Below are 26,964 nucleotides of genomic sequence, written 5' to 3' on the forward strand. Positions count from 1 at the left end.
TTCACAGGGCCTGAACCAAAGCGCAAAATAGCAGCAGACTCATTGCCGCAATCGCTTTTCTGCATTGGATGTACAAGGCCAACATGGGTAACGTGCACGCACCATTTACCAACCCCCATATGTTTTGCAATTTTCCCAGAAAGAAACCGGATTTACCCTGATTGAACTTGTCATCACAGTTACCCTGCTCGCCATCATTGCGGTAATCGCAGCGCCAAAGTTTATCTCCCTGTTCGGTGAAAGCCACAGCGCACAGCTCAAGGGCAACAGCGCCCGAATCGCTGAATTTAACCGCCAAATTCATAGCCTGAGTCAAATCGAAGGCATTGCTGATCTCAGTGAATGCCGTTACGACTGCAATGGTCACCCCAACTGGGATCGGGAAATGGGCTATTTCTACGTCACCATCCAGGGCACGCGTCTCTACGTGGCCAATGGCTATCCTATCGCATCGGCATCCAACCCTGTTATTCAGGACAACTTCCGTAAGCTAACCGGCTTAACAGAGGGTGACTGGCTGATACTCAGCCAGCCCGGGACAGGTGCCAGATTAATGCTCCCCACCTCCCTGGCCTTTGCAAAAGCTCAAATTCAGGCGGGTGAACTCAATTGTCATATTGTCTATCGCTCCCCCACGGCCAGCTTTAACTATCAGCTTTCGGCAGAAACCCGGGACTGCAGTAACCTGCACAGCTGACCTTCCCGTGTCTTTCTGGCAAGTTATGCTTATACCTGAACAGGAATTGAGCTGACCCGGGTCTGATTAATAACCCGAACCGACCGGAGAGATTTATGTTGCCCCAGCACAGCAGTCAGATTTTCAGATTGACCGCGATATTCAGCATGATATTTGCGCTTATCGGCTTCTCATACAATGTATGGCGTATGGAGGTCACTGAAGAGAATGCCACCGTTCGCAACGCCGCCTTTGAAGTCCTTAAAGAAATTGCGGAGCTGGAGCTGATTGTGTATACCGCCCACTATGACAAGGACATAGTCACAGGCAACCCCAGAAAGGGCTGGGTAAAAGTGGGACTAATCCAGGACCTGGCCCTGCTGATGCCTCAGGATGCTCAGCAGGCGGCCACCAATATCAAAATGGTTTGGCAGGACAACTGGGCCGATATGAGTGACGACAATCAGTCAGCCATGGCAATCGTCGACTCATTGGATGAAGCCAGAGTACAAATTCGTCTGGTGGTCGCCTCACTGGAATAAGCGAGGCAAGGTTTGCAACTGTAAAAACCTGTTAAAGCTTAAGCAAGGCAAAAACCGTCTTAAGCGAGATTCTCCTGAGGCTAAATAAATTTTGGTTTTTTATAGATTAAGAATTCTCAAATTCAGCATTTCAGTTGGCAAAACTTCTTAAACTTTTTTCACATCTTATGTCCCGGGAAAGTGTGATCCCCATCCATTGAGCAAACTCCAACATGGTCATAACCTGATAGCGTTGACTCACCAAAGGAATGACTATGAAACTGAAACACCTGTCCTTACCACTGATTGTGGGCCTGACTCTCACCAGTGCCAGCGCGTTGGCTTATGATGCCAATCTGGCTAAAAGCTATCAGCAACAGTTCGCCAATGTAGAGGGCGCTGTTGCCGGTAAAAATCTGGGGCTGATGAGTCCTGCCGCCTTTGTCGAAGCGACCAAGGCAGGTAAAGAGATGGTGGCTTTGGATATTCGTACCCCTGCGGAGATGTCAATCTTCGGCCTGGCTCTGCCTGATAGCCTGAATATCCCTGCCAATCAGGTATTTGAAGCGGAGAATCTGGCCAAACTTCCCACCGATAAACCTATTGTGGTGTTCTGCAAATCCGGCGCCCGGGCTACCGCTCTGGGAACCGCGCTGCGTCACGCAGGCTTTGACAATGTGAAGATTTTAAAAGGTGGCTTCAAGGGACTATCAGCCTACATGGGCCCTAAAGAAGCCAACTGATTGCGTAATTGCTCTTTCTCCAGGTGATCCATTTGGATTTTTCGGCAGCCCTTGTGGCTGCCATTTTTTTGTCCAACACAGCCAGGGCGGGAGAGAATAAAAACGCAGCAATTGCAGCACTGGCAACCAGCTTTGGTTGCAGATACCAAAAATGAAAGCACAAGTTATATCAAGGGGTAATGATCGCCAGATTAACATTCGTTAGTCTGCAGGAGAGGATCTCAGAACCCAAATTTAATCCTTTAATGTAAATTTAACAGGCGTATAGTCAGCCCTGCTCCATTTCTTAGGTTATCAAACCAATCTCTCACCTCGTCGGGTACATACATGATTGATTTAAGATATAAAATCAATGATCTCATCCTGCATACCAGTGAAGGCAAACTCTGCTTCATGGACAGGAAGCTTTGTATCGAGCCCCGACTGGTCAACCTGCTCAGCTTCTTTGCCCGTCACCCTGACACTGTATTTTCCCGTGAAGAGCTGATCCAGGCTGTGTGGGATGGTGCAATTGTCACAGAGCAGGTGGTCACCCAGTCTGTTTTTGAACTGAGAAAACTGCTGGCAGAGTGTAATCAGGCTGGCATCATCACCACTATCCCCAAAAGGGGCTATAAGCTGAGTGCGGATGTTGAAGAGATTCATGTCCACGACCTTTCCTGTGAGTGCGAACATCCAACTACAGAGGCCTGCGTCGCACCACTCCATGAAATGCGGTTTACCGCCGCCGAGCCAGCCCACTCCAATGTGCGCATGCATCAACCCGCTGCAGCACTAAACGCAGATCATCCAGAATCCGACATCGGCGAACAGCAAAATTCCCGGCACACAGGTCATATTGCCCCCTTCCCCGCCGGCCCAATGAGCCGTGCACTCAGCAGTCTGAGCGAAGATGAAGGCAAGCCGCTGCTGCCCAGTATTGCCTCCATGGCCAACACCCTGGTGAATCGTCTTTTCGACACCATTATGCTGCTGGTGTTGGTGGCGATTGTCAGCTATCTGACCATTTATCAATCCAGTCATCAAAATATGCCTGAACTGGATAACCAGCTTATTGCCATCGAAGCTCAATCAGATATCAGGGCACCGGACCAGATGGGTCTGCTAGCCTATGGCATCAGCAAACAGTTACAAACCAGTGTTGAACAGTTCAGTCAGTACCGCACCCGCTACCTCAGTGGCAGCCCACAAACCCCGGGCAAGCGTTTGATAGTGAGTATTAATCACAGAGACGACGGCACCTATCTCACCGTGCGCCTGTACAGCCATGCCACTGAGCGGGATATCTACCACAGCAATGAACTGCTGACCGGCGAGAACCTGGCTCAGGTGATTAAGCATACAGAGTTTGAATTGCTGGATGATTTGCATGTCACCCTGACCGAATCCCAGCGTCAGGCTTTACTTTCGTCGCTGCCGGCAGATGAGACTTCAGCTAAAACTCTGATGCTGGCACGCTATTTCCTGCAGCAACCTGAACCTGTGTTGATGGACAAAGGCATCGCCATGTTGGATGAGCTTATTGCCAAACAGCCTGCCAATGGTAAAGCGATCGCACTGAGATACATCAGCTACGCACAGATGCTGGCCTTGACCAATCAGGCCTCCGAAGACAAAGCAATCGATAACAATGTGCTGCGTAACTACGGCCAGGCGCTGACCGACTATATGCAGCATCATCCGGCGTTGGATACCCCTGAGTACTGGGACGCTATTGCCCTGCAGGCTCTGATACATGGTAAAGACACCACAGTACGTACAGCCCTGGCACACAGCCACCAGCTGCTGGGGGACTACACCTCTCTGGGCTATATCATCCTGGGCAAGTTGTCGGAAAAGACCCACCCTGTGATGGCCAGCGAAGCCTTCAGTCAGGCGTACTATCTGGATCGCAGTGAACGGACCTATTTACTCTGTCAGTCACTGGTTCATCACAGTGAGCTCAGTCAAAGTGCCCCTGTACTCGCGAAGCTGAATTGAGTGCTAGCGAAGCTGAATTGAGGCCAGCTAATCACCTCTTGTGAATGGGTTTGGCAGAGTGGTCAGGTTTAGCGGAATTCCCTGTCCACTGTGTAGAAGGTTTTAAAGCGAAGCTGACGCTATGGCGAGATGAGTTAAACAAGTTTCCCTGCAATAAAAACATTCCAAATGTTTTTTGCTCACCTTTTGGGGGGCAATTTGACCCCCGTTTTTTTGCCTGATTGCGTCAGGCGGTGACGCTTTGTTTTGCCAAGCTTCGCTTGGCTAACGTCGTGGACTTCCAGGCTCACTGTTGGCAAAACCATTTTGATGAATCGCCGTTCCGGCGATGTAAAGTCGTGGGCTTCGCCAACCACAGGCGCTTTCGGAGGGATAATTACCAAGCTGCGCTTGGTCGAAATCGAAGCCTTCCAGGCTTCACCCGGGTCAGGGGTATTGCTTGTCCAATACCCCTAACAACCCCAAGGACAGCCCAACCGAAGTTGTGTTTCCATCGTGAAATGACTTCAATTCACGCAATCGCCACCGATTCCACATCCCTGTCTCAACGGTGGCTGCCCCGTCATCCATGACGGGACTTGCTATTGAAGCCATTACCCTCCGGCAACTTCGGACGGGGACATAGTGTAATCTTCAACCACAGAGTATCTAACTTGGAGACATAAGTTACTTTGGCTCTAAGGGATATAACGCCTCAATAATCTGCGTAGCTTTACTGCGTCCGGCATCTGCATGGCGCGAAGTTTATTGACTTGTTAGCTGCCTAATCGACGTTTCCGTTAGAATTAAGCCTGCCTCAACATTTTTTTATATTCAGTATCCAAGTATTCATCTACGGCCTCAGTATCAATATGGCCCGCGTTATGCCAGGCATAAACCTCTTTTAAAGCAAGAGAGCCAAACCTTGCCCAACCGATGATGTTTGTTCTAAGTAAAAACTGGATTATATCTCCACCAGTTCTAAGGGCTGCATCCCCTGCATCTATCATGCAAAGCGTTCCGTGAGCAACCAAAAGCATTCGCCTCAACTCAGGATTACTAGCCGATGGGATGCACTCTTTCCAGGGGCTTTTGTGATAAAAGCGTTGCTTGCAGGCCCACATTAGTCTGGTTAAAAGCTCTGTAATCAAAACAGGAATTGCCATAGCAACACCGTGTCTCAGATCGTAGCCTTTCTCGAAAACTTGTGTAGCGACCGTTGCAAATGATTGCTTGTGTTGGCCAAACTCGCCAACATCGAGCAATAGCAAAAGATTGTAGAAAGGGATAGGTATCCCAGCTCCACGCCCCGAGGCTCCGGATGATCCCGCCATGTCAGAGAATAGATGGCCTAACCAATTTGCAAAACCTGAGAAAACCTTAGCAATGAAGTTTCCTCCTTTTAACTCATGGGTCTTAGTATCAATGGTGATGATTTGGCCGTTTGAGATAAAAGTAGATGTATCTGTAAACTGGTTTAAGATGGAAAAAAACAAACCTATCAGGTCTGGTGAATGTCCAAGACTCTTTAGGTGGTGATTTTTGGGGGAAAGATTCACCACAGCGCCATCTGTTCCATTCTTCCCAAATGTAGTTGCTTGGTCATAATTTACCTTGAAATTACGCTCTAAGAAGCCAATAGCACTTTTTGTAGAATGACCACCTTCTCTTGCACCTTCCCAGCCGCAAGCTCCAGCAAATTTCTCTACGGCTGAGTCAACTGCACTATCTGTTACTTTTGTTAATATACCTTCATCAGGCATTCCAATAAAAAACACATCTATCAATCCACCAATAACGCCGCATGTGCCAGCAATCAGGTAGTCATACTTATCACACTGGGCATTCTTGATTGTGAACTCTTCTTTAATGCGTTTTTCCAGCTCAATCCGCTGAATTGGAGACATCAACGCTTTAAACGGGTCTGCACTTAAATCGACGTTGTTTCTTGATGCATATTGCTCAACAGACCGTTGATAATCAGTCCAACTCATATCTTCACTGAACTCGAGCATATCAAGCGTGGACACTTGGGCCACCTTCGGTTGAGATTTAGTGAACTCGATAGATTGCGCTAACTCCTGCAATTCAAAAGAGACATCAATCACAGCAGTCCCTTCAGTATCAATTCCTTGAGCTACCAAAATTCCATCTAAGTCTGCCAAAGCTTGATCCAAAGCGTTTCTATTAGACTCCTGACTTTGTTGCAATACATTTAGCGCAGCATCAAGCTCGCTTATTTTGTTTTCGGATTGTTCTAGCTGGTGCCTTTGCACCAGCATGGCCGAAACCTGCTCGTCTCGTTTAGTCACTATGAGAAAAGCCCTGACAATTTACCTTTAATAACATCTGCTGCTTTATAATACCCAATAGCTTCAAAAATTTTTGCCAACTTCTCCAGTTCCAAAGTTGAGTTTCCCTCTTTCAGAGTCAAAATCCTCACAGTTACCGTGTCACCATCTTTTTCTCTTTCAACTATTTTCTCTTCATAGAAAGACATAACTACGGTGTAAATTTGCTGCTTGGTAGCTTCTCGAGTAAGCGACTGGAGTTTTTCGTGATTAAGCTCAGAAGGACACTTCAACTTAAAGCACTTGCTTTGAGTAGCTTCACCTTTCTGCGTCAGTACATTACCCGCAGAGGTTAAAAGCTTAACTTTTTGTAGAAGTAACTTAACTTTTTCATCCTGTGCGCCGTGAGCAACAATGGCATCGTTCAGCTTAATTGTGATGAAATTAATATCCTCCATCAGATAGGAGATGGTTGACTGAGTTTGTTTGATTACCTCATTCAACATCAACTCTCTGCGTTTGGTTTTATCAAGCTCATTAGCACCAGTAAGGTGTTTAATTCCTTTGTATGCACCTACACCTAGTAAGACAGCCACACCAATACCTGTCGCCATACTTGAAAAACCTAAGGCGCCGCCCAAACCAAGAGTCGCTAGACCAGAAGTAAGACCAGCAGCCGACATACCAACAACGGAGCCGGAAAGGTAAACTGCAGCTAGAGGAACACCAACAGCTCCTGCTTTAGCACCTAATTCTTTCATGCCTCGTGTTAAAGCATCATCAGTAAAATCATCATTCAGCATTTTAAAGTCGAGCTTCAATGCCTCAATAATGAGCTCAACTTCTTCATCACTGACATTAAACAAATGATTATTGTCGTTGAAGAAAGTAAAGTTCTCATGATTGCCGTTGTTAACACTCATGAAGACACTAAATAGATCTTTAACTAAGGAGATTTTTAAAGACTTGTTATGGCTTGGAGCGCAGGATTCATCGATCGTTTTAATCAGAGTATTCAGACAATCTAATTCGCCTAAAGATGTTATATACTCTCGAAGCGTGAAGCGTGATTCTGAGCTAAGCTCCAAACGAGTCATCAAAAGAAGTATTTGGGCAAACTCATCCTCGTCAACCTCTCCATCGTCGGCGTAAGTCATATTAACAATCACTTTTAAGTAAGCGACCTTAACCTCCTCTGCCATCTCAGACAGAGCAATAAGCTGTTCTTCTTCCTCGAAAGAGTCAAACTTAGCAGTGATCGTGTTTAAAAAGTCAGCTAGCTTCTCAAGATTACACTCACTAATATTATCAACTCTAAATGAGCTACCATTTTTAAGAGTTATTTCGGTGAACTCTTCAACTTTCTCTTTGCCTTTATCATTTACTGAAATATTACGAACATATTTTGCCAATTCCAACTCATCAAAATTAGCAACCTCAGGAGATAAAAACGCAGGTTTATAAATCATTCTTTTGCCAGTGAAAGCAAGGCCATCTTTTCCACTACCAAAAACCGTACTATCAAGCAAGGCGATGATCGACCCGACATTCTCCTGTAGTTTCATAGAGCTGGCGGCATTATTTAGCTTTTTTTCAGGAATATCTGGTGCTATATGGAGACTTTTGTGAGCAACTTGATTGACGTTATCTTTAATAAAAACATTAATATCTTGCATTATGCATTCCTTTTGCTTACAAGTTTAGTTCGATAATTACTCATGGCAGCTTACATTTTAGTAACGAGAACGCCTGTTTATCTGAATAATAGGTCAGCCTGTTTATCCATTTGTGCACGACCACGCTACCCATCAGTTTTAGTAAAAAACATCTGCTACTTAAAGTCTCTGTGGATAGATAACTTTACCGACAAATCGAGACGTCTCATGATTCCGTACCATCTGTCACGCTTATTGGATAGACGCTATCAGCAATAGACTGAAAAATCTACATTTTTTGGGTGTTCAGTAGATGAGCCTGCGTGTGCCCTGTGCGATAACAGGAGCCGCTTCCTGTTATCTCTGATTTAACGGGATAACCGGCTCGAAAGTAGCTTTGGGGCACTGTGTGATTGAGGGATACACCATTTCCCCATCGGTGCCGCCGAAGAATGTTGGTGAAAATCGCGTGGCTTCGACATGGATGTCGAAGCAGGCTCAGTCGAATCATGGACGAGCGTCTGAGCCGGTAGCTATTTTCATCATAAATTCGAGGAGTCGTCGGCACCGTCTGGGGCGGCAGGGGGTTTGCAAAGGGGGCGAAGCCGCCTAGTCCCCTTTGCCCGGGTGTGGGCTGGAAGCCCGCGACTTTCTGCCAAACGAAGTTTGGCTAAACAATGCCGTAGGCAAATGTCGAGTTGGAGAGCTGGCTTCAGCAGCGAACCAGGTTATGGTGGCGACAACGTAGATTATGTGACTTTGGGTACGTGGAGAGTTAACTGAACCAGGAGTCAGGTAAAAATGAAACCAATAATGAGGAGACGCTAAAGAACAAGAACACGGTAATGTGCAGCCAAAAGCTAATTGGTGTTTCTGTAGCCGAATAGTAACTTCCTTTGAAAGTGAACTCACCGCTGACGATCAAACTGACAGTCCATACAAAAGCGCATACTCCTGCCACGAAACAAAAAACGGCTAACCATTTAGGGAACCTCTTTAGTTCATTGTTTGCCATTTGGATAACTCGCCAGTATAAAATTCAACCGCACATTCATATGACCTTGCCATCAGACAACAACAATGATGGCGAAAGTCTGGATAACCAAGCTAGCAGCCAACCCGGTCGGTATTCAACCTCCAAGGTGGCAAGTTTAACATAGCGAGTCCCTGCCCAACCCCACCTCTGAACACAACAGAAATGCTCCGGTACCACAGTGGTCCCCGCCATTGACCTCAATGGCAGCCTAAAGGCCATAAACCTCCATATAAACCCGGTTTATATCCTTCATCTTTCGACCTTGATATCACCTTGATATTTTTCTCAATAAATATAAACCCATTGTATTTAATGGATTTATTTCAGTCTTTATCAGCTTTGGCTCATCTTTTTGTCATTGACCAAACCATGATTTCACCTCCGCGAAATCCGGGCGTAATCTTGCTCCCGAATCAGGCACTTCCCTCCTCTCACACAAGGCATACGGGGGGATTGCCTAGGCGATTGCCAAGGTGCGAACAGCGCCCTTACCCCGCCCACTATTCATAGATAAGCAGGCGGATGGGCTCACCCGAAACGGGAAAAGCAAGTTGGCAATTCAACCTCCAATTCACATGAATAGCAGAGCGCACCAGACCTCTTACTGCACTCCTGAATAAAGAGATGCAAACGGGCTCCCCCTCACTCTTCTATCCAGGCGGATTGGAATTAGCTGAAAATGGAGACAGTATGTCCGCAAAGAAGATTGGCTTAATTGCCTGTACCGGTGTGGTAGCCGGTAACATGATGGGGAGTGGTATTGCACTGCTGCCATCAACCCTCGCTCAAGTCGGTTCAATTTCAATTTACAGTTGGATTATCTGCCTGGTTGGCGCCCTGAGTTTGGCATTCGTATACGCCAGACTGGGTACCAACAACCCTCAGGAAGGTGGTCCTATTGCTTATGCAGGTGAAATCTCTCCTGCTTTCGGCTTCCAGACCGGTGTGCTTTATTACCACGCCAACTGGATTGGTAACCTGGCAATCGCCATTACCGGTGTATCTTACCTGTCAGTGTTCTTCCCTGTACTGAACGAAACCGTACCAGCCGCTATCGCGACAATTGCATCAGTCTGGGTATTCACCTTTATCAACCTGCTGGGTGGTAGCTGGGTGAGCCGTCTGTGTACTATTGGCCTGGTTCTTATCCTTATTCCTGTTGTTGGTACTGCACTGGGTGGCTGGACTCATTTTGACCCAAGCCTGTACACCCAAAACTGGAACACTTCACACACCTCTGATTCTCACGCCATTGTTAACGCAGTGCTGATCACTCTGTGGGCCTTCGTGGGTGTTGAGTCTGCTGCGGTATCTTCTGGTCTGGTGAAAAACCCACGTCGCACCGTACCTCTGGCAACCATGCTGGGTACTGCGCTGGCCGGTATCATCTACATTCTGTCTACTCAGGTTATCGCCGGTATGTTCCCAGCCTCTGAAGTGGCTGCATCAGGTGCCCCATTCGCCCTGGCAACCTCTGAAGTATTCGGTAAGTGGACTGCGCCATTCGTTGCAGCCTTCACTGCGCTGGCTTGTTTCACCTCTCTGGGTAGCTGGATGATGCTGGTTGGTGAAGCCGGTAAACGTGCTGCCGCTGACGGTAACTTCCCTAAAGTGTTCGGTGAAACCGACGAGAAAGGTGTGCCTAAGAAAGGTCTGCTGCTGGCTTCAACCATGATGACCGTACTGATGATCGCCATCACCTTGCTGAGCTCAGGCGACGGCCATGCTTCTGACCTGTTCAACGTACTGTCTTCTGACGCTGTACTGCTGACCATGCTGCCTTACTTCTACTCTGCCGTGAACATGATCCGCTACGAAGGTATGACTACCCGCAACGGCTTCGTGATGTTGTTCTCCGGTGTTGCCTGTGTGTTCTGCTTCATCGCCCTGATTGGTGCTGACCCACACGCCCTGAGCGCTACCTTCATCGTGTCTCTGGCAGTGTTTATCTTCTACGGCCGCAAACTGGGCCTGAGACAGCACATCGAACGTGCTACCAACAAAATCAAAGGCACTGACAGCAAAGAAGCTGCTGCTCACTAAGCCCTTACAGCATTGAAAGCGCGGGTGACCTTTCACCCGTCTCCCAAGCTAAACAACTGATTTAAAACTCTCAATTTTTATAGGCGCTCTCTTATCTTCCTGTCATTTGCATAGGAGGGCGCCCTCACTCACCCTGGAGAAATTCAGATGAATATTATCGCTATCATGAACCATGTGGAGGCACTGTTTAAGAAAGTGCCTGTTAAAGAACTGCAAGCCCAGCTGGAAAGCAAAGGCTTCCAGGTTGTCTACCCAGAGGATGAGCAGGACCTGATTAAACTGATTGAAAACAATGCCCGTATCTGCGGCGTGATTTTCGACTGGGATACCTACTCAATGGACCTGTGCAAAACAGTCAACAGCCTGAACGAAAAGCTGCCTCTGTTTACCTTCGCCAACGAGCAGTCCACTCTGGACATTTCCCTGACTGATCTGCGTCTGAACATCAGTTACTTTGAATACACTTTAAGCTCAGCGGCTGATATCAGCGTGAAGATCAAACAAGCGGTTGACGCATACAAAGACGCCATCCTGCCTCCACTGACCAAAGCCCTGTTCAAGTACGCTGAAGAAGGCAAATACACCTTCTGTACTCCTGGTCATATGAGTGGTACCGCATTCAACAAGAGCCCTGCAGGTAGTATTTTCTACGACTTCTACGGCGCCAACACTTTCAAGGCTGATATCTCTATCTCTATGCCTGAACTGGGTTCGCTGCTGGACCACTCAGGTCCACACAAAGAGGCCGAAGAGTATATTGCCCGCACTTTCAATGCCGACCGCTCTTACATCGTGACCAATGGTACTTCCACCGCCAACAAGATTGTGGGTATGTACTCAGCGCCAGCCGGCAGCACTGTGCTGGTTGACCGTAACTGTCACAAATCCCTGACTCACCTGATGATGATGTCAGACGTGACCCCAATCTACTTCCGCCCTACCCGTAACGCTTACGGTATTTTGGGTGGTATCCCACAAAGTGAATTCACCAAGTCAGTGATCGCTGAGAAAGTGGCTGCCACACCTGGTGCGACCATGCCTAACTATGCGGTAGTGACCAACTCCACATACGACGGTCTGTTCTACAACACCAAGTTCATCAAAGACACCCTGGAAACCAAGTACATCCACTTTGACTCAGCCTGGGTGCCATACACTAACTTCAACCCTATCTATGAAGGCAAGTGTGGTATGAGCGGTGAAGCCATGCCAGGTCGTGTGTTCTATGAAACTCAGTCCACACACAAACTGCTGGCGGCCTTCTCTCAGGCTTCCATGATCCATGTTAAAGGTGACATCGAAGAAGAATCTTTCAACGAAGCCTTTATGATGCACACCTCTACCTCTCCTCAGTACGGTATCGTGGCCTCCGCCGAGATCTCTGCCGCTATGATGCGTGGTAACAGTGGTAAGCGCCTGATCCAGGAATCAATCGACCGCGCGATTCGCTTCCGTAAAGAGATCAAACGTCTGCGCACTGAAGCTGACTCCTGGTTCTTCGATGTATGGCAGCCAGAAAACATCGACAAGACTGAATGCTGGAAACTGGATCCTAAAGACAACTGGCACGGCTTCAAGGACATCGATGACGAACATATGTACCTTGACCCAATCAAGGTCACCATCCTGACTCCTGGCATGACTGAAAACGGTGAACTGGCTGAAACCGGTATCCCAGCTTCTATCGTATCCAAGTTCCTGGATGAGCACGGCATCGTGGTTGAGAAGACAGGTCCATACAACATGCTGTTCCTGTTCTCTATCGGTATCGACAAGCCAAAAGCGATGCAGCTGCTGCGTGCCCTGACTGAGTTCAAACGTGGTTACGACCTGAACCTGACCATCAAGAACATGCTGCCTTCTTTGTACGCAGAAGATCCTTCCTTCTACAAAGATATGCGTATTCAGGAACTGGCTCTGGGCATCCACAAACTGACTGCCCAGTACAAGCTGCCTGAGCTGATGTTCAAAGCCTTCGACGTACTGCCAGAAATGAAGCTGACTCCTCACGCTGCATGGCAGGAAGAGCTGCGCGGTAACATCGAAGAAGTGCCTTTGAGCGATATGGTTGACCGTATCAGTGCCAACATGATCCTGCCTTACCCACCAGGAGTACCTCTGGTACTGCCAGGTGAAATGGTCACTGACGCGTCCCGTCCGGTTCTGGACTTCCTGGAAATGCTTTGCGAAATCGGCAAGCACTACCCAGGTTTCGAAACCGACATCCACGGCGTTTACCAGCACGAAGATGGCAGCGCCACTGTGAAGGTTATCAAAGCCTGATAGCTAAACCTGATCGTTAGGAATGGCCGGGAAGGCATCGCCACCTTCGCGACCAAACCTTTTCAGGTCAAACAATGTTAGTTCTCAAACCTTTCTAAAATTTCGCCTCGTGTGAAAACCAAAAGGCCCGGCAGCGTCTCCATTGCCGGGCCTTTTTTTATCTCATTTAACTATCGGTAATCCGGTATATTCTTCCCCAACCGAATATCGCGGCTAACATGCCAAACGCCCTGCTCATCCTGCTGCGGATAACTGATACCACAGCCACCCCGACAAGGCTCTTTATCTCTTTCCTCTGTCGTCAGCAAAGGGTCATCATCAAAGGTAATATCGTCAATATAGTAAGTCCCTTTATCCGGCTCTATAACATGCATGTGGATGTGCTGCGGAACATCACGCCCTGCGTAAGCAGCCGGGCGTATGGTCTCGAGCTGATAACGTCCATCTGCATCGGTTTTCGCCCAGCCCCGCAGGCTGCCGTGCTGAGTCGAGCCTTTGGGGTAAGCGCCGCTGGCATCAGTTTGATAGGCATACACTATGATGCCCCGGGCCGGGCTGCCATCGGCCCTGTGTACCCTGCCATTAACGACCAGTGCACTGCCTGGCTCCCCAGCCGATGCGATTATCCCCCGGTTTGTCAGCGAAGTAGGCATATCCACAAACACCAACTCACATCCCTGACACGGACCACCAATAACCGGAACTTGCTCCTGTGCTGAGATACTCCCCCATCCAAATAACAAAACACAAGCCAGCAATTTAATTTCAGCCATAATAATCTCCTGTTGGAATCTTCTATTATTTGTCAAACGTCATCTTATATAAGGTGTTATCTTTTTTGATAAAGTGGTGGTATAGCGCAGCCAATATGTGACCACTAATTAACACCCACAAAATCCACTCTCCCAAAACATAATGAATTAGCTCTGCAGGCTCCTCCAACTGCTCCACTGTTATACCAAGCAGGTTAATTTCCTCGATATTTTTAAAAGCCTCTATATCAAATAGAAAGAAATACTCAATGACACCTCTGCCACTGGACAAATAGCTGGCAATTGATAAGTATCCGGTAACAGGCATAACAATTATGGATATATACAAAATAAAATGCATTGCACGCGCACACACATGCTCAATCGGGCTGCCAGGCTCAGGGATTGGCAAGGGGTTTAACCGACGCCAGATAATACGAAAAGTGACTATCACTAATATGGTGATACCAACAGAAAAATGAATTTGATTAGCCGCCCACTTTTCAGGGTCACTTTCAGCAAACCAATTGCGGTAGTAAATAGATGAATAGGAAGCCAGCAACAATATCGCTGTGGTCCAATGCAGCCACTTGGCAATTGTGCCATAGGACTTATCGGTGTTTTTAATCTGCATGACGCTATGGGACTCAAGTTAGGTTTTGCCCCACAGTCCAGCCTAAGCCCTTGCTGGTCAAGGCTCAGTGGTTTAAGACGATGAGTTTACTGATTAACCTGATGAGATGACTCAAACCTGGTTTTAAATTCGCTGACATAGTTTCTGCTGAGTCGGGTTTCAGACCCATCTTTCAGAAACAGATCATAGTCACCATTTAGCCTCGACTTAACCATCAGCACTTTATCCATGTTTACAATGCTTGATCTATGCACTCTGACAAATCGATCATCCAATTTATTCATGATTGACTTTAAGGTCTCTGTATATAGGTAATCTTTGTCTTCCGTATAGACAGTGACATAGGGCGTTGCAGATTTAATCGAAACAATGTCAGCCAGATTAATCTTGACGTTCAGCTTACCTGATTGGATAACGAGGTATTCAGGAGATAAAGGTGACTCATTGACAACATATTGTTCTTGCCTGTGCAATTCAAAGTACCTCAATAACCATACAAACAAGCCATAGGTTAATATTGCAACAACAAGATCATTAGCGAGACTGTAAGTCAGCACTTTAAAGAATCCATAATTTTGTTCACGAAATATGGATGATAAAAGCCATATGGTCAGTGCCATTAAAAGCAGGTGTATAACTGTTGATACAATGACAGTAAGAGACATTTTCACTAAGGTATTTGCAGGTCTCTTTTGCAGCATAACCTTTAATGCCAGCAGCATTGGAGGAAACAACATCCAGAATACTTTGAACAGCAAAGACTCCAGAATAAAGAAAGAAGAGCCATTGCGGGTGGCATGCAGATAATCCTGGAATATCGCCAGAGCGACGATCAGGACACAGACGACAGCAGATAACCGCCACAATCTGTGTTCTAACAAAGATCTAAGATGCTGCCCAATACTCATCATTATCGTCTTGTCCCGCGACTGAGGCAGGCACGATTAAGTGCAATGATCCCCAGCCAACAGACACATTGCCCGTCCTGTGTTCATGATTATTCGCGGCAGCAAAGTGAGGTTTTCCATCTTATTGCCACAGCTTAATGACCACTATAGCAGACACCAATGTTCAGCAATGAGCCTCAATAAAACCGCTAATAGCCACTCACCTTTCTTCCAGTCCATTGATGAACCTCTGGCGGCCACCTGTCTCTGATGGGATTAAAACGAGTGGCAAACTGGGAAGGTGAAATAAAGGGCAAAAGGCAATAAAACAAAGGAGACAGGAGCCAACCTATTATCTTCGCTTTTGGGCTCCAGTCGGAATGGGGGATCTTTAACACCCAGGCTTTCTGTTCATTGGCGTGTTGCAGGCTATCCGGCCCCTCTTCCATAAAACGCCGGACAAATTCCCAGTAGTCATAGGCACTCTCAGGATCGCCCACACACATGCACAGGTTCAACGCCACCGGCTGAGAGCCACATTTGCCGTTAACGCAATAGTCCGGGTAAAGCCAAAGATTCAGGTTATAGGCATCGGTAAAGGATCCCTGGCCAATATGGTGAGGCGCGTACATCAAGGCGATATGACAATACTTCCAGGGAATACGATACAGCGCCTTCTTGTGGAAGACATAAACCTCCCGGTTGTTATGATGAAAGCGAACCGGGTTTCTGATAGGTCGGCACACATCAATCAAAACCAGCAACAAACAGGCGCCAAACAACCAGGCTTCTGCCGGCGACAAGTACAACCAGGGAGTATCGTCACGGCCCAATCTGATAACCAGATAAACAAATAGCATCATGGGAAACAGAAAGAACTGGGAAAAGCGGGTCAGGGTTTGCCTGCAATGGACACTGTTGACCCTCATATCGATAAAGTCACCGTAGGTCCCGGCAGAGTGCAAATAGTAAGACACCTCACAGGCACCTTCCTCTTGTTCAAGCTCGAGTTTCCTGGGGGGAGGACTGAGAATATCCTCCATCATATGGCTGGTTCCGAAACCTGTGCTGAATCCAACCCCTCTTATTGCTTTGGTATTTCTGAACTGCGGCGCGTAACCGTGTTGCTCAGCCCCAATCCAAAGATCGTCGGACACTTTATTAATCCTGAATGCCATACTTCCGCCACTGCTCCTGTCGGCTCTGCTTCTGCTCAGTTCTAACCTTAGCTGACAAACTGACGCTGAAATCCAGTGACACAGGATATTGAACCCGGCTGCAGCAGGACATAGTGCAAAGCTACTAACTTGATGGTTCAGGCCTCTTAACCGCAAAAGCCCGGCATGACTGCCGGGCCTGAGCCTAGGCAAGGAGATCAATCGCCATAGTAGAAGTTACCCCCCCAGATAAATGGGCTGGAACCCGCAGGCGCTGTGCCTATATAGCAGTTGGCACCATCGTAGCTTCCAGCGGGACAAGTTGGCGCGCCGGTAGGTGTGGTGTAAAAGTTACCATCGTACTCAAAGGCAGTGGTACCTGCCGGTGCTGACGCCAGGTAGCAATTGGCACCATCGTCAGTGCCAGATGTGCAGGCATCATAGGTGGTGTAAAAGTTATTGGCATAAATAAAACCACCGGCTGGCTTGGTCATCACATAGCAGTTGGCGCCATCATAGGTTCCCAGAGGACATACATTACCCGGCAATGCGGTAGTGTAGAAGTTGCCGCCCCACTCAAATGCACTGGTACCGCCAGGTGCCGATGCGATATAGCAGTTGGCTGAATCATCACTGCCCACGGAACAGTCATCGTACTGATGATAGAAGTTGTTGGCATAGATAAACCCTGTCTCCGGCTTGGTCATCACATAGCAGTTTGCACCGTCATAGCTGCCCAGCGGACAATCCATCAACTTGGCTTCGACATAGTAGTTACCCGACCAGATAAAGGGATCGGCACCTGACGGTACTGGCATCACATAACAGTTGGCACCATCAAACCAGGGCATCAGGCTGGAGCCATCGTGCATGGCCACAGGATCGGTACAAGGATTCTTCCAGAACGCCAGCAGATTGGGCGAACCACTGCCAATGCTGGACAGTACCCCAACCGTCGCGTCGGAAATCACTCTCAGCATAATATCAGCCGGTGTGGCAGCGGGATCTTCAGCCCGCATCAGCGCGGCAATGCCTGCTACATGTGGCGCAGCCATAGAGGTACCGCTGATGGAGTTGGTGGCATTGCTGCCTGTATGCCAGGCCGAGGTGATGTCAGAGCCCGGCGCAAACAGATCCACACAGGAGCCCTTGTTGGAGAAGTTGGAACGTTTGTCATTGATGGTGGTTGAACCTACGGTAATGGCATCGTTCACCCGCGCCGGAGAGTATGAGCACGCATTGGCATTGGAGTTACCGGCAGAAACCACATAGGTCACCCCTGAATTAATGGAGTTTTGTACCGCATTGTCCATGGCGGTATTGGCGCCGCCACCCAAACTCATATTGGCCACCCCCTGGCCACCGGCATTGGCCGTTACCCAGTTAACCCCGGCGACAATGGTTGAGGTCGCCGAACTGCCGGTACAGCCAAATACTCTTACGGGGTGCACAGTCGCGCCCTTGGCCAGACCATGTCGGGTGCCCAGTACAGTACCCGCCACATGGGTACCATGGCCGATACAGTCGGTATTGGCACTGCCCCCCACAAAGCTGGCACCGACGCCCACTCTGCCGGTAAAGTCCAGGTGAGCCGCATTAAGCCCTGAGTCAATCACGTACACATCCTGACCTGTTGCTGTTTGCTGGTAGGTAAAACGGTTATCCAGATTGAGGGGACGCTCATCAACTCTGTCCATTCCCCATGACGGCACAGGGTTTTGAATTGTATGGGTATAGGCCAGTCCATCGGCGTAGACATCACTCACCCAGCGTTCCTGCTTTAGCTCCGCCAGCTTGTCTTTGTCTATCTGCAGTGCAAAACCATGGAATACAGACTCGTACACAGCGTCCACACGGGCACCGTAGCGCTCAGCAGTGCCCCTTGCCATTTGCGCCAGCTCATCCGCTGATACCTCTTTGCTGACGGCAATCAGATAACGGTCGGGGACCAACGCCGAGCCCAGACAGACCTGAAGCTCACTGCGACCTGAATATCCGTTCAGGCAGGCGTTCCATTCATATCTGGCTTTGCTTAATTCGCGATTGATGCCACTGAGAGTAAAGTGCCGGCCATCAAAGCTTGCCTGCCCTTCGACCATAGTGCGGCTGTCACGGTCCAGAGTCAGCTCAAGCTGATTGCCATGTATTGGTCCAAACCTCTCCAGTTGGGCCATCAACTCATCTGCCGATATCGCCTTGCCATTGAGGTAAGCGGTATAGGCACGACTCTCACCTGCATAGCTTTCATCAAGGCTGAAACTGATGGGCGTGTCCTGCAGTGATACTGTTGGCTGTTTTTGCTCAGCGGCCTGAGCCTGGGAGGCCAGCAGAGTCAGCAGTGACGCTCCGGCAATTTGTGAATAGATAGATTTCATCATGGGTATCCTTACTGTGAGTGAATCTTTGCGTCTGATGACGCCAAGCGGATACTAAGCACTCACAGGGGCCGGAGTCTGGGACAATGACTGGCGAACAAGGGTAAAAGCGGGAAAGAAAAACAATTAATCAGATAACTATCAATATCTTAAAAATCAGGCAGAGATTCACCTCTGCCTGATTAATAAGCTTTACTGAGATAACATCAACCGGCTCTGGGCAACTCCACCTCAGTGCTACCGTCGAGATATTTGCCAATATCGACTGTGTCAATCTGAGCTTCAGGCAGGAAGGCCCGGGCATAATCCAGATACACACCGCTGGAGAGGAACAGGTTGAATACTTCGATATCCAGATGCTTATCCAGCGCCATTTTGTGCAGAATATCCACCGCCACACTCAGGGGCTTGGCCTTTTTGTAAGGTCGATCTGATGCTGTCAGGGCCTCGAAGATATCCGCCAGTACCAGAATGCGTTCAGGTACTGACAATTGCGCGCCGTTGAGCTTTCTGGGATATCCATCTCCCCTCAGGGTTTCATGGTGAGTGGAGGCGTATCTGGGTACCCTGGCCAGTTCTGGTGGGAAAGGGATCTCCTCCAACATCTTGATACCACTGATCATGTGCTCATTAATCTTAAATCTGTCTTCGGCGGTCAGGGTGCCGCGCTTAATGCACAGGTTATAGAGCTCACCATGGTTATACTGGTGCTCAGGAATATGCATATTGATGCCCAGCACAGGATCCAGCTCCATCGGCCGCTCCCGCTCAATAATATGCTCGGGTTTATCAGCCAGCAGTGGCTCCATCGCAGGCACCTGGGTTTGCGGATATCTTTCCTCCTCCAGCGGGCCGAGCCCCAGTCTGTTGTCAAAATGACGAACCCACTGCTGCGCGCCAATCGTCTTAACTCTGGCGATATCATCATCAGACATAAACTCGCTGCCCACATTGGCCCTGGCGATAAAGGCAAACTCCTGCTGCAACGCCTGCTGCTTCCGGGCCAATTCAGCCGTCACACTTTGCTCATCCTGCCCCTGCAGCTGTTGCTTCAATGCGGCAATCTCGGCATCCCGCCACAGGACTTCAAAACGGGTGCGGATTTCGTGGATACGGTTGTAGTTGGTCTCCAGTTTGCTGCCCTTATCGACAATATATTCCGGCGTGGTGATCTTGCCGCAATCGTGCAGCCAGGCAGCGATTCGAAACTCCCGTCGTTCATCCTCAGAGTTAAACGCAAACGCCCTGAATGCCCCCGTATTGTCGCGCTCAGCGGCTTTCGCCAACATCATGCCCAACTCTGGCACCCGGTTACAGTGCCCGGCGGTGTAGGGAGACTTTTCATCGATGGCGTTGGCGATGATACGGATAATAGTTTCAATAAACTCATCCTGGGCCTGCTGATGAGCAGCAATTGAGTCCGCCATACTGCGAATATCCCGGGACAGCTCAAACACCTCTTTGATATGACTGTCTATCACTTTGACATCAGCATATCTGCGCTCTTCAATCTTGTGGGTCTGGCGCCTGAGGGCATTGATGGGAGTGGAGATGGGGTTACCAAACAGCCAGGACAGCGGCAACAGCATGCCCAGAATCAGCAGGGAAAACACAATAAAGTAAATTATTCGCTGGTTAACCGTCGCCATGATGACAGAGCTGGGCACCAGCACCGCCAGAAACTCTCCCTGCCCCCGGGACAGGGCGGAAACATACAGATACTGAGTCAGGCCGTTAATCTCAACCTTATGCATCTGCGTACCTGCATTTTCTGCCGCGGCGTAATCCAGGATCAGCTCATAGGGAACATGGGTGTAATGGGTAAATCTCTCTGTCGGTCTCAGCCATTTGTCATGGAGCGCAGCGCGCTGCGCCGGGGTTATCGCCTGCAAAGCTCTGTTGATAATCTCTACCAACTCTTGATGCTGCTCTCCCATGGCATACAGGAAATTCCCTGGCAGCAGGTCTTCATCCAACTCGGTGACTTTAAGGCCGGTATAAAACTTCTGCTTGGCCTTGTGAGCCAACACAGGGGTCAGATCCAGCAAGCCATATATCTTGCCAGCCTGCACATCCGCCATGGCCTGATGAATAGAGTCATAAATAACGAGTTCAATATCCGGGTGGTGCGCTTTGAGGGTATCGATAATGCTCCAGCCTTTAAGAATACCGACTTTACGTCCCTCCAACCCGGCCAGGTCAGACGCCTGTTGACTGCCGGACATAGACAACACACCATAGGACACCTGATACAGGGGCTCACCATATATTCCGGGGAAGCGGCGTTCACTCTGCTGGGCGATGGCGTGCAGAATATCCAGTTTCCCGGCCTGGTAATCCTGTGTCAGCTCATTCCAACTGCGGCCATTGGCATAGTCAAACTTCAGCCCGGTCATGTCTGCCACAATTTTGAATACATCCATGGTGTAACCATATGGCGTGCCTGAAATGGAGAAGTCCATCGGCTCGTAATCATCCTGATTGGAGACTCTAAGCGGCGGCGTGCTGTTAACCAGGGCCCATTCGTCAGCCGACAGCGCCATGGGTTCCACCAGCGGCAGATCATCGCTGATATCCACCTCCTGATTGGTCGCAATTAACCTGCCATCGTCAAGAAACAGAAATGCCTCTGTATCCGCATCGACTGAGTCAGACACCACACTGCTCGCCAATCTCGATTCTATGGCAGCAAGGGTTACGTCAACACCCAGTACAAATTCGCTGTTCAGGCGCATGGCGTAGCTCTGCCCAGTGACCTTCAGGTTGTGAAACAGATAGGGGGCAGTTTTATGAATCCTGTCCACCCCGGCTTTAATAAACCAGTTACGCTGGGATGGATAGTAGGTGCTGGCTTCGGTTTGCCGGGTGCGAAGGGAAAAGTCCGCGTCGTAGTAAAAACTGTCTTTGGTGCGCTCGCCCTGCGCCCCCTGATGAACAATCAACAACCATCTGTCAGAGCCATGGGCATGCACCTTATCCCTGATAGCGGGAGAAGCAAGGCTGATAAGCTGAAAGAAGCTGTCATCATCTCCCGCCACATAGATGCTGTAGAGACCATCATTGGTTTGCAGCGCCTGAGCGAAGGATTCCAGCAGGGGTTTTCCCGGCTCAACATCGCCCAACACCTTAATGATTTGGGCAGCCTGGCGGGTAGTATGCATGGCGATAAAGTCGAGTTGAGCCAGCTGCTCTGTTACCGTACCAGCTATCTGGCGATACTTGTTCAGAGCATGGTCCAACTCACTTTCCCGGGCAAAGTAATATTGCAGGGATACCGCTATCAGCGCTGTCAGACTGGTCACTATGACAAACATGGCCCCGACTGCGACCCTGATGGTGACTCGTTTCTTCCCTTTTTGCTGCACGTCAAAGTCCCTTTTGAGCTGCTTTAATTCAGGGGAATCATACCTTTAGTTCCATTATGCCACCAGCCAATAAGAGTAAATTTCATACTAAGGTGTTTTCATTAAGGGGCAGCCTCATAAAGCTGCTGAATGCATTTTCTTCGTAGTCCGCGAAGGGCCCGCAGAATTGAAAGCCTTCGCTGAGGTACAGGGACTTAGCCGCATCGAACAAAGGCGCATTACCTGTCTCCAGATACAGATCTGTCATACCTCCGGCCCGGGCGTCCTGAATTAAAAATCTGAGTAGTTTGCGGCCATACCCTTTGCCGCGAAATCCATTGGCACTGCGCATTGATTTGAGCTCCCCTCTATCCCCATCCAGACGTTTCAGGGCACCACAGGCGGCGAGCTTTCCACCACACCATAAAGAGAAGAAACGCACATCGGCGGACTGCAAACGGCTGACATTCAATGCATGTACGGCATCAGGAGGCGAGTTGGAGTGCATATCCTGCAGATGTTCGTTCAGTAAGGCGATGACTTCAGGATGAGTGACGTTGTCCAATACAATTTTCACAGGGGGCTCCGATATCAAAATCAGAGCTGTCGCAATTATCATGCCCGCCCGACAAGCCACTGAAACGGCAGATTAGCGCCTGAAGTAAGGTGCCATTGCACCAAGATAATGAGCCCCTGCCCTGCTTTGGTTCTGTCTCTGTCTCTGCAATGAATCGACTTACTGAGGTGAGGTTTGCTCTCCAATCAACTGAGGTCTGCGATCAGCTGAACTCAACCCCCAGCAGTTCGCGATAGGATTGATACTCTCGGTATTGCTCTGTCAGGCCAAACCTGGCGGCCAGACATTCCAGCTCTGACGTCAGTGCAGGAGCCAGGGTCTCGTCATCCGTCATCACGGCGAACTCAGCAAACCAGCCGATGTTATCCAGTCGGTCCAGGGTAATATGGAACTTATCGACGAAATACACGCTTCTGTGCTTGGTTGAGCGAGCAACTTCACTGTACCCCATACTCAACAACATGGCTTTGGCGGCGCCTGCATCATTGATATTGGTTGATTCGCAACGTTCCGGTTCAGGCCCTTTGAGAAACCAGATCATCACACCTGAAGGTTGCAGTTCCCTGATACAAAGCAGTTTCCCTGCACGGGCCAATTGGCGATCGGCTGTATCATAGAAGGTGTCCAGCTCAAGGTTATCTTCAAACATCACCTCAAAGGCCTGTTGATTCAGGTACTCAAGAAATGTCTTTTTATCGTCTAATCTGTACTTTAGCTCGACTTCAAAGCTGCCTTTAAAATGTTCTGTGTTCAATGCGTTATCCAACCCGGAAAATCCCACTCTATTGGGTGATTCTGACATCAGGGAGTATACTGTGCCTCCTGAAAAATCTCGCGAGTGATTCACATGATTATCTTTTCCACTAACTTCGGCGATATTGAAATTGAGCTGGATATGGAAACCACCCCGGTAACGGCCAAAAACTTCCTTAAGTACTGTGAAGATGGCTTCTACGACAACACCATTTTCCACCGTGTTATCGATGGCTTTATGATCCAGGGCGGCGGCTTTACCCCGGAAATGCGCGAAAAGGACACCCGCGAGCCTATCGTCAACGAAGCCAACCGTGGTCTGAAAAATGTCACAGGCTCTATCGCCATGGCCCGCACCGATGCGCCACACTCAGCCACTGCTCAGTTCTTTATCAACCTGGAAGACAATGACTTTCTGGATCACTTTGCCACCACCAACCGTGGTTGGGGCTATTGTGTATTCGGTAAGGTCACTGCGGGGATGGATGTGGTAAACGCTATTGCCAGGGTAAAAACCGGCTCTAAGTTTGGCCATGACGATGTACCCAAAGACGCGGTTATCGTCGAGAAAGTGACTATCAAATAGTCCACACAGTAAAAGGCAGGTTACCCCGCCTTTTTCGTGATTATTCAGTCCTCTTTATCTTTCAGCGCATCCGTATAACCTTTGGGTGGTGGCGTCCAGCCGCGGTCAGAGAGTGAATGCCTGTCGACACGGTCGGTATTCATGGCGGTTTTAATCTGCTCTTCCAACTGCATAAACAGATCCCTGTAATGGGTATCGAACCTTTCGCCCTCTTCAGTGTCCGCCAGCCATGCCTGATACAAGGCATCTGATTGTTCGGCATCAATGCGCTTGAAACTGTTTTTCTGCTGCTCTGCCAGAAACGGATGGCAACCCAGTTTGCGCATGGCAGCAGTGCCAATTTCAAGGGCGCTGCAATAGGTCTCAGACTGGATAACATCAGCCCCTGCCTGCCTGAGCCGATAACCGTGGCCACGGTCGAATGCCCGCGCCAGAACAGCTACATTGGGGTAGGTGTGTTTCACATACTCTACCAGCTCCACGGCAGCATCCTGATTGTCGATGGCCACCACCAATAACTCACACTCAGCAATGCCAGCGGTGTGCAGCAGATCTGGCTTGGTTGCATCACCAAAATAGGCCCGGGTATTGATTTTGCGCAGGTTATCTACCTGCCCCGCCTGATAATCAAGTACCACAGTGTTTACCCCTATGCCCACCAGCATACGGTTAACTATCTGACCAAAGCGGCCCATACCGGCAATGATGACGGTTCCCATCTCCTCAATCTCATCCGGCTGTCCCTCATTCGACCTGTCTTCAAATCTGGGCAATATCACCTTGTCATACAGAATAAACAGAGCCGGTGTCAGCAACATGGACAACGCGACCACCAGTGACAGGGTTTGCGCCAGCTGTGTGGGCAGCACATGGTTTTGTACCGAGAAGCTCAGCAGCACAAAGCCAAATTCACCGGCCTGGGCCAGACTCAGGGTAAACAGCCAGCGGTCACTGCCACTGATTTTGAACAGTCGCGCCAAAAAGTAGAGCACCACTCCCTTGAGGGCCATCACTCCCAGCGTCAGTCCGAGGATGACCCACAGGTTATCGGACAGAATGCCAAAGTTAATGCCAGCGCCAACTGTGATAAAGAAGAGACCGAGTAACAAACCTTTGAAAGGCTCAATGTTGGATTCAAGCTCGTGTCTGAACTCACTATTGGCCAGTACCACACCAGCCAGGAAGGTTCCCAGTGCCGGTGAAAGCCCTACCAGACTCATTAAGGCTGCAATACCTACCACCAGCATCAGCGCCGTTGCCGTAAATATCTCCCTGAGACCCGAGCTGGCAACAAACGTCAGCAAAGGACGGGTAAGGAAGTGACCGCCCACCACCAATCCGGTAATGGCACCAATAATCACCAGGGCATACGCCCATCCCGGCAATCCAGCCACCAGACTCATACTTTCATGATGGTCGGCGGATTGAGCCAATGCCTGAGCCGCCTCAACCAGCTCCGGCAGTGCCAGCAAAGGAATAAAGGCGAGCATGGGGATCACTGCGATATCCTGAAACAGCAGTACCGAGAAGGCATTCTGGGCCCCTTCTGTTTTGGATACCCCTTTCTCACTGAAGGTTTGCAGCACAATGGCAGTGGATGACAAAGCAAAGATAAGACCGATAGCCAGGCTCACAGACCACACTTGTCCCAGAGCCAATGCAATAGCGCCAATAGCAACCGTAGTAATAGATACCTGTAACCCACCCAGGCCTATCAGTCGGTTGCGCATCTCCCATAACACCTTGGGCTCCAGCTCCAGCCCCACCAGAAACAGCATCATCACCACACCAAATTCGGCGAAGTGTTGAATAGTATTGGTTTCATCGCCCACCAAACCGGTGACCGGCCCAATAACAACACCGGCAATCAGATATCCCAATACAGAACCGAGGCCAAGACGTTTGGCAATGGGCACTGTGATAACGGCGGCAACCAGATAGATAAACGCCTGTAAAAAGTACTCAGTCATAGCACCTCCCCTCCGGTACTTTGGGTCCCTTCCAGATATTGATTCAAGGTACAAAACTCACCCAGATCCCCGGGGGCCAGCGAACCACTGGTCAATTGTTCCAGCAGGCTCTGCCACTGGCTGCGATGGACATCCAATCGGCCATCATCGGCTGCGGTTCGGGCACCGAACAGTACGAAGGGAGGCAACCATTCCATTCCGGTAAGATTGGCGGTCTGCTCAAGAGGTCTGAGTAACTCGTTGAGGGGAAAATGATTGTAACCGTCGGTGTGATAGGCTTCCTCGCCAGCGCCCGCGGTCAGGGCGCACAGAAAGCGTTTGCCATGAAGCGCCGTGCCTTCAGAGCCGTAGGCAAAATTGTATTCAAGCACCAGATCCTGCCACTCCTTCAAAATTGACGGAGTGGAGTACCAGTAAAGCGGAAACTGAAAGATCACCACATCATGGTCAACCAGCCTTTGCTGCTCCCGGTCAATGTCGATATTCAACCTGGGGTATTCCCCATACAGGTCTATTGCGGTGACACCATTAACACGGCACGCAGCCTCAAACATGGGCTGATTAATTTCACTCCTGTGGGGAGAAGGATGGGCGTATAGCAAGAGTACGGATTTTTCTGCCATGGAATTCCGGCTTCCTTATTGTTTTGTTCTGAATTTCAAAACCAAACTAATATGCTGCAGGATAATCTTCAAGCGGTTGATTTTTGGTTACCACTTTAT

The 26,964-nt window shown here is 49.2% G+C and carries 19 protein-coding genes; 7 read left to right on the forward strand and 12 right to left on the reverse strand.

Features of this window, described 5'->3' with window-relative positions; translation table 11 throughout:
- Positions 1-124: 124 nt before the first annotated feature.
- From ACFOE0_RS10850 to ACFOE0_RS10865, 4 genes are all read left to right on the forward strand, one after another.
- Positions 125-697 (forward strand): type II secretion system protein, encoded by a 573-nt coding sequence (locus ACFOE0_RS10850; protein ID WP_248935875.1) that lies wholly within the window; start codon positions 125-127, stop codon positions 695-697.
- A 95-nt stretch (positions 698-792) separates the two neighbouring features.
- Entirely contained in the window at positions 793-1,218 is a 426-nt protein-coding gene (locus tag ACFOE0_RS10855; protein ID WP_248935876.1) for a hypothetical protein, read from the forward strand.
- Positions 1,219-1,472: 254 nt separating this feature from the next.
- Complete coding sequence (locus ACFOE0_RS10860) at positions 1,473-1,940, forward strand: rhodanese-like domain-containing protein (RefSeq protein WP_248935877.1); 468 nt, start codon at positions 1,473-1,475, stop codon at positions 1,938-1,940.
- 327 nt (positions 1,941-2,267) lie between these two features.
- Positions 2,268-3,920, forward strand: coding sequence for a winged helix-turn-helix domain-containing protein (locus ACFOE0_RS10865; RefSeq protein WP_248935878.1), 1,653 nt, complete (start codon positions 2,268-2,270; stop codon positions 3,918-3,920).
- A 785-nt stretch (positions 3,921-4,705) separates the two neighbouring features.
- Here the strand turns inward: ACFOE0_RS10865 and ACFOE0_RS10870 are convergent.
- A complete protein-coding gene (locus tag ACFOE0_RS10870; RefSeq protein ID WP_248935879.1) occupies positions 4,706-6,211 on the reverse strand; it encodes a hypothetical protein in 1,506 nt (501 codons plus the stop codon).
- On the reverse strand, positions 6,211-7,866 hold the full coding sequence (locus ACFOE0_RS10875; protein ID WP_248935880.1) for a hypothetical protein: 1,656 nt from the start codon (positions 7,864-7,866) through the stop codon (positions 6,211-6,213). Before ACFOE0_RS10875 ends, ACFOE0_RS10870 begins: the two co-directional genes overlap by 1 nt.
- A gap of 1,705 nt (positions 7,867-9,571) precedes the next feature.
- On the opposite strand from ACFOE0_RS10875, the gene cadB reads away from it, so the two are divergent.
- Together cadB and cadA are read left to right on the forward strand one after the other, a co-directional pair.
- Positions 9,572-10,924: a cadaverine/lysine antiporter gene (gene cadB / locus ACFOE0_RS10880; RefSeq protein ID WP_115137866.1), complete on the forward strand. Its 1,353-nt coding sequence runs from the start codon at positions 9,572-9,574 to the stop codon at positions 10,922-10,924.
- A 147-nt stretch (positions 10,925-11,071) separates the two neighbouring features.
- On the forward strand, positions 11,072-13,207 hold the full coding sequence (cadA, locus tag ACFOE0_RS10885) for a lysine decarboxylase (protein WP_248935881.1): 2,136 nt from the start codon (positions 11,072-11,074) through the stop codon (positions 13,205-13,207).
- Positions 13,208-13,377: 170 nt separating this feature from the next.
- Here the strand turns inward: cadA and ACFOE0_RS10890 are convergent, their stop codons facing one another.
- The 8 genes from ACFOE0_RS10890 to cyaB all read right to left on the reverse strand — a co-directional run bounded on the left by ACFOE0_RS10890 (position 13,378) and on the right by cyaB (position 23,687).
- A complete protein-coding gene (locus tag ACFOE0_RS10890) occupies positions 13,378-13,980 on the reverse strand; it encodes a dioxygenase family protein (RefSeq protein ID WP_248935882.1) in 603 nt (200 codons plus the stop codon).
- 25 nt (positions 13,981-14,005) lie between these two features.
- Positions 14,006-14,593 carry a cytochrome b gene (locus ACFOE0_RS10895; protein WP_248935883.1) on the reverse strand — a complete coding sequence of 196 codons (588 nt, stop codon included), beginning with the start codon at positions 14,591-14,593 and terminating at the stop codon, positions 14,006-14,008.
- An 86-nt stretch (positions 14,594-14,679) separates the two neighbouring features.
- On the reverse strand, positions 14,680-15,504 hold the full coding sequence (locus tag ACFOE0_RS10900; RefSeq protein WP_248935885.1) for a LytTR family DNA-binding domain-containing protein: 825 nt from the start codon (positions 15,502-15,504) through the stop codon (positions 14,680-14,682).
- A gap of 185 nt (positions 15,505-15,689) precedes the next feature.
- Positions 15,690-16,637, reverse strand: a complete 948-nt coding sequence (locus ACFOE0_RS10905; protein WP_248935886.1) for a DUF6708 domain-containing protein — start codon at positions 16,635-16,637, stop codon at positions 15,690-15,692.
- Positions 16,638-16,855: 218 nt separating this feature from the next.
- Positions 16,856-19,015 carry a S8 family peptidase gene (locus ACFOE0_RS10910; protein ID WP_248935887.1) on the reverse strand — a complete coding sequence of 720 codons (2,160 nt, stop codon included), beginning with the start codon at positions 19,013-19,015 and terminating at the stop codon, positions 16,856-16,858.
- A 203-nt stretch (positions 19,016-19,218) separates the two neighbouring features.
- Positions 19,219-22,377, reverse strand: coding sequence for an HD domain-containing phosphohydrolase (locus ACFOE0_RS10915; protein ID WP_248935888.1), 3,159 nt, complete (start codon positions 22,375-22,377; stop codon positions 19,219-19,221).
- An 82-nt stretch (positions 22,378-22,459) separates the two neighbouring features.
- Positions 22,460-22,933, reverse strand: coding sequence for a GNAT family N-acetyltransferase (locus ACFOE0_RS10920; RefSeq protein WP_248935889.1), 474 nt, complete (start codon positions 22,931-22,933; stop codon positions 22,460-22,462).
- A 202-nt stretch (positions 22,934-23,135) separates the two neighbouring features.
- Positions 23,136-23,687, reverse strand: coding sequence for a class IV adenylate cyclase (gene cyaB, locus ACFOE0_RS10925; protein WP_248935890.1), 552 nt, complete (start codon positions 23,685-23,687; stop codon positions 23,136-23,138).
- Positions 23,688-23,780: 93 nt separating this feature from the next.
- On the opposite strand from cyaB, the gene ACFOE0_RS10930 reads away from it, so the two are divergent.
- Entirely contained in the window at positions 23,781-24,272 is a 492-nt protein-coding gene (locus tag ACFOE0_RS10930) for a peptidylprolyl isomerase (RefSeq protein WP_115137969.1), read from the forward strand.
- Positions 24,273-24,316: 44 nt separating this feature from the next.
- Here ACFOE0_RS10930 and ACFOE0_RS10935 read toward each other — a convergent pair whose 3' ends face one another.
- A complete protein-coding gene (locus ACFOE0_RS10935; protein WP_248935891.1) occupies positions 24,317-26,242 on the reverse strand; it encodes a monovalent cation:proton antiporter-2 (CPA2) family protein in 1,926 nt (641 codons plus the stop codon).
- Complete coding sequence (locus tag ACFOE0_RS10940) at positions 26,239-26,865, reverse strand: NAD(P)H-dependent oxidoreductase (RefSeq protein WP_248935892.1); 627 nt, start codon at positions 26,863-26,865, stop codon at positions 26,239-26,241. The genes ACFOE0_RS10935 and ACFOE0_RS10940 overlap by 4 nt, the downstream gene beginning before the upstream one ends.
- Positions 26,866-26,964: the final 99 nt, after the last annotated feature.

This window comes from Shewanella submarina (assembly GCF_042646185.1).
In the GTDB taxonomy this organism is placed as follows: domain Bacteria; phylum Pseudomonadota; class Gammaproteobacteria; order Enterobacterales; family Shewanellaceae; genus Shewanella; species Shewanella corallii.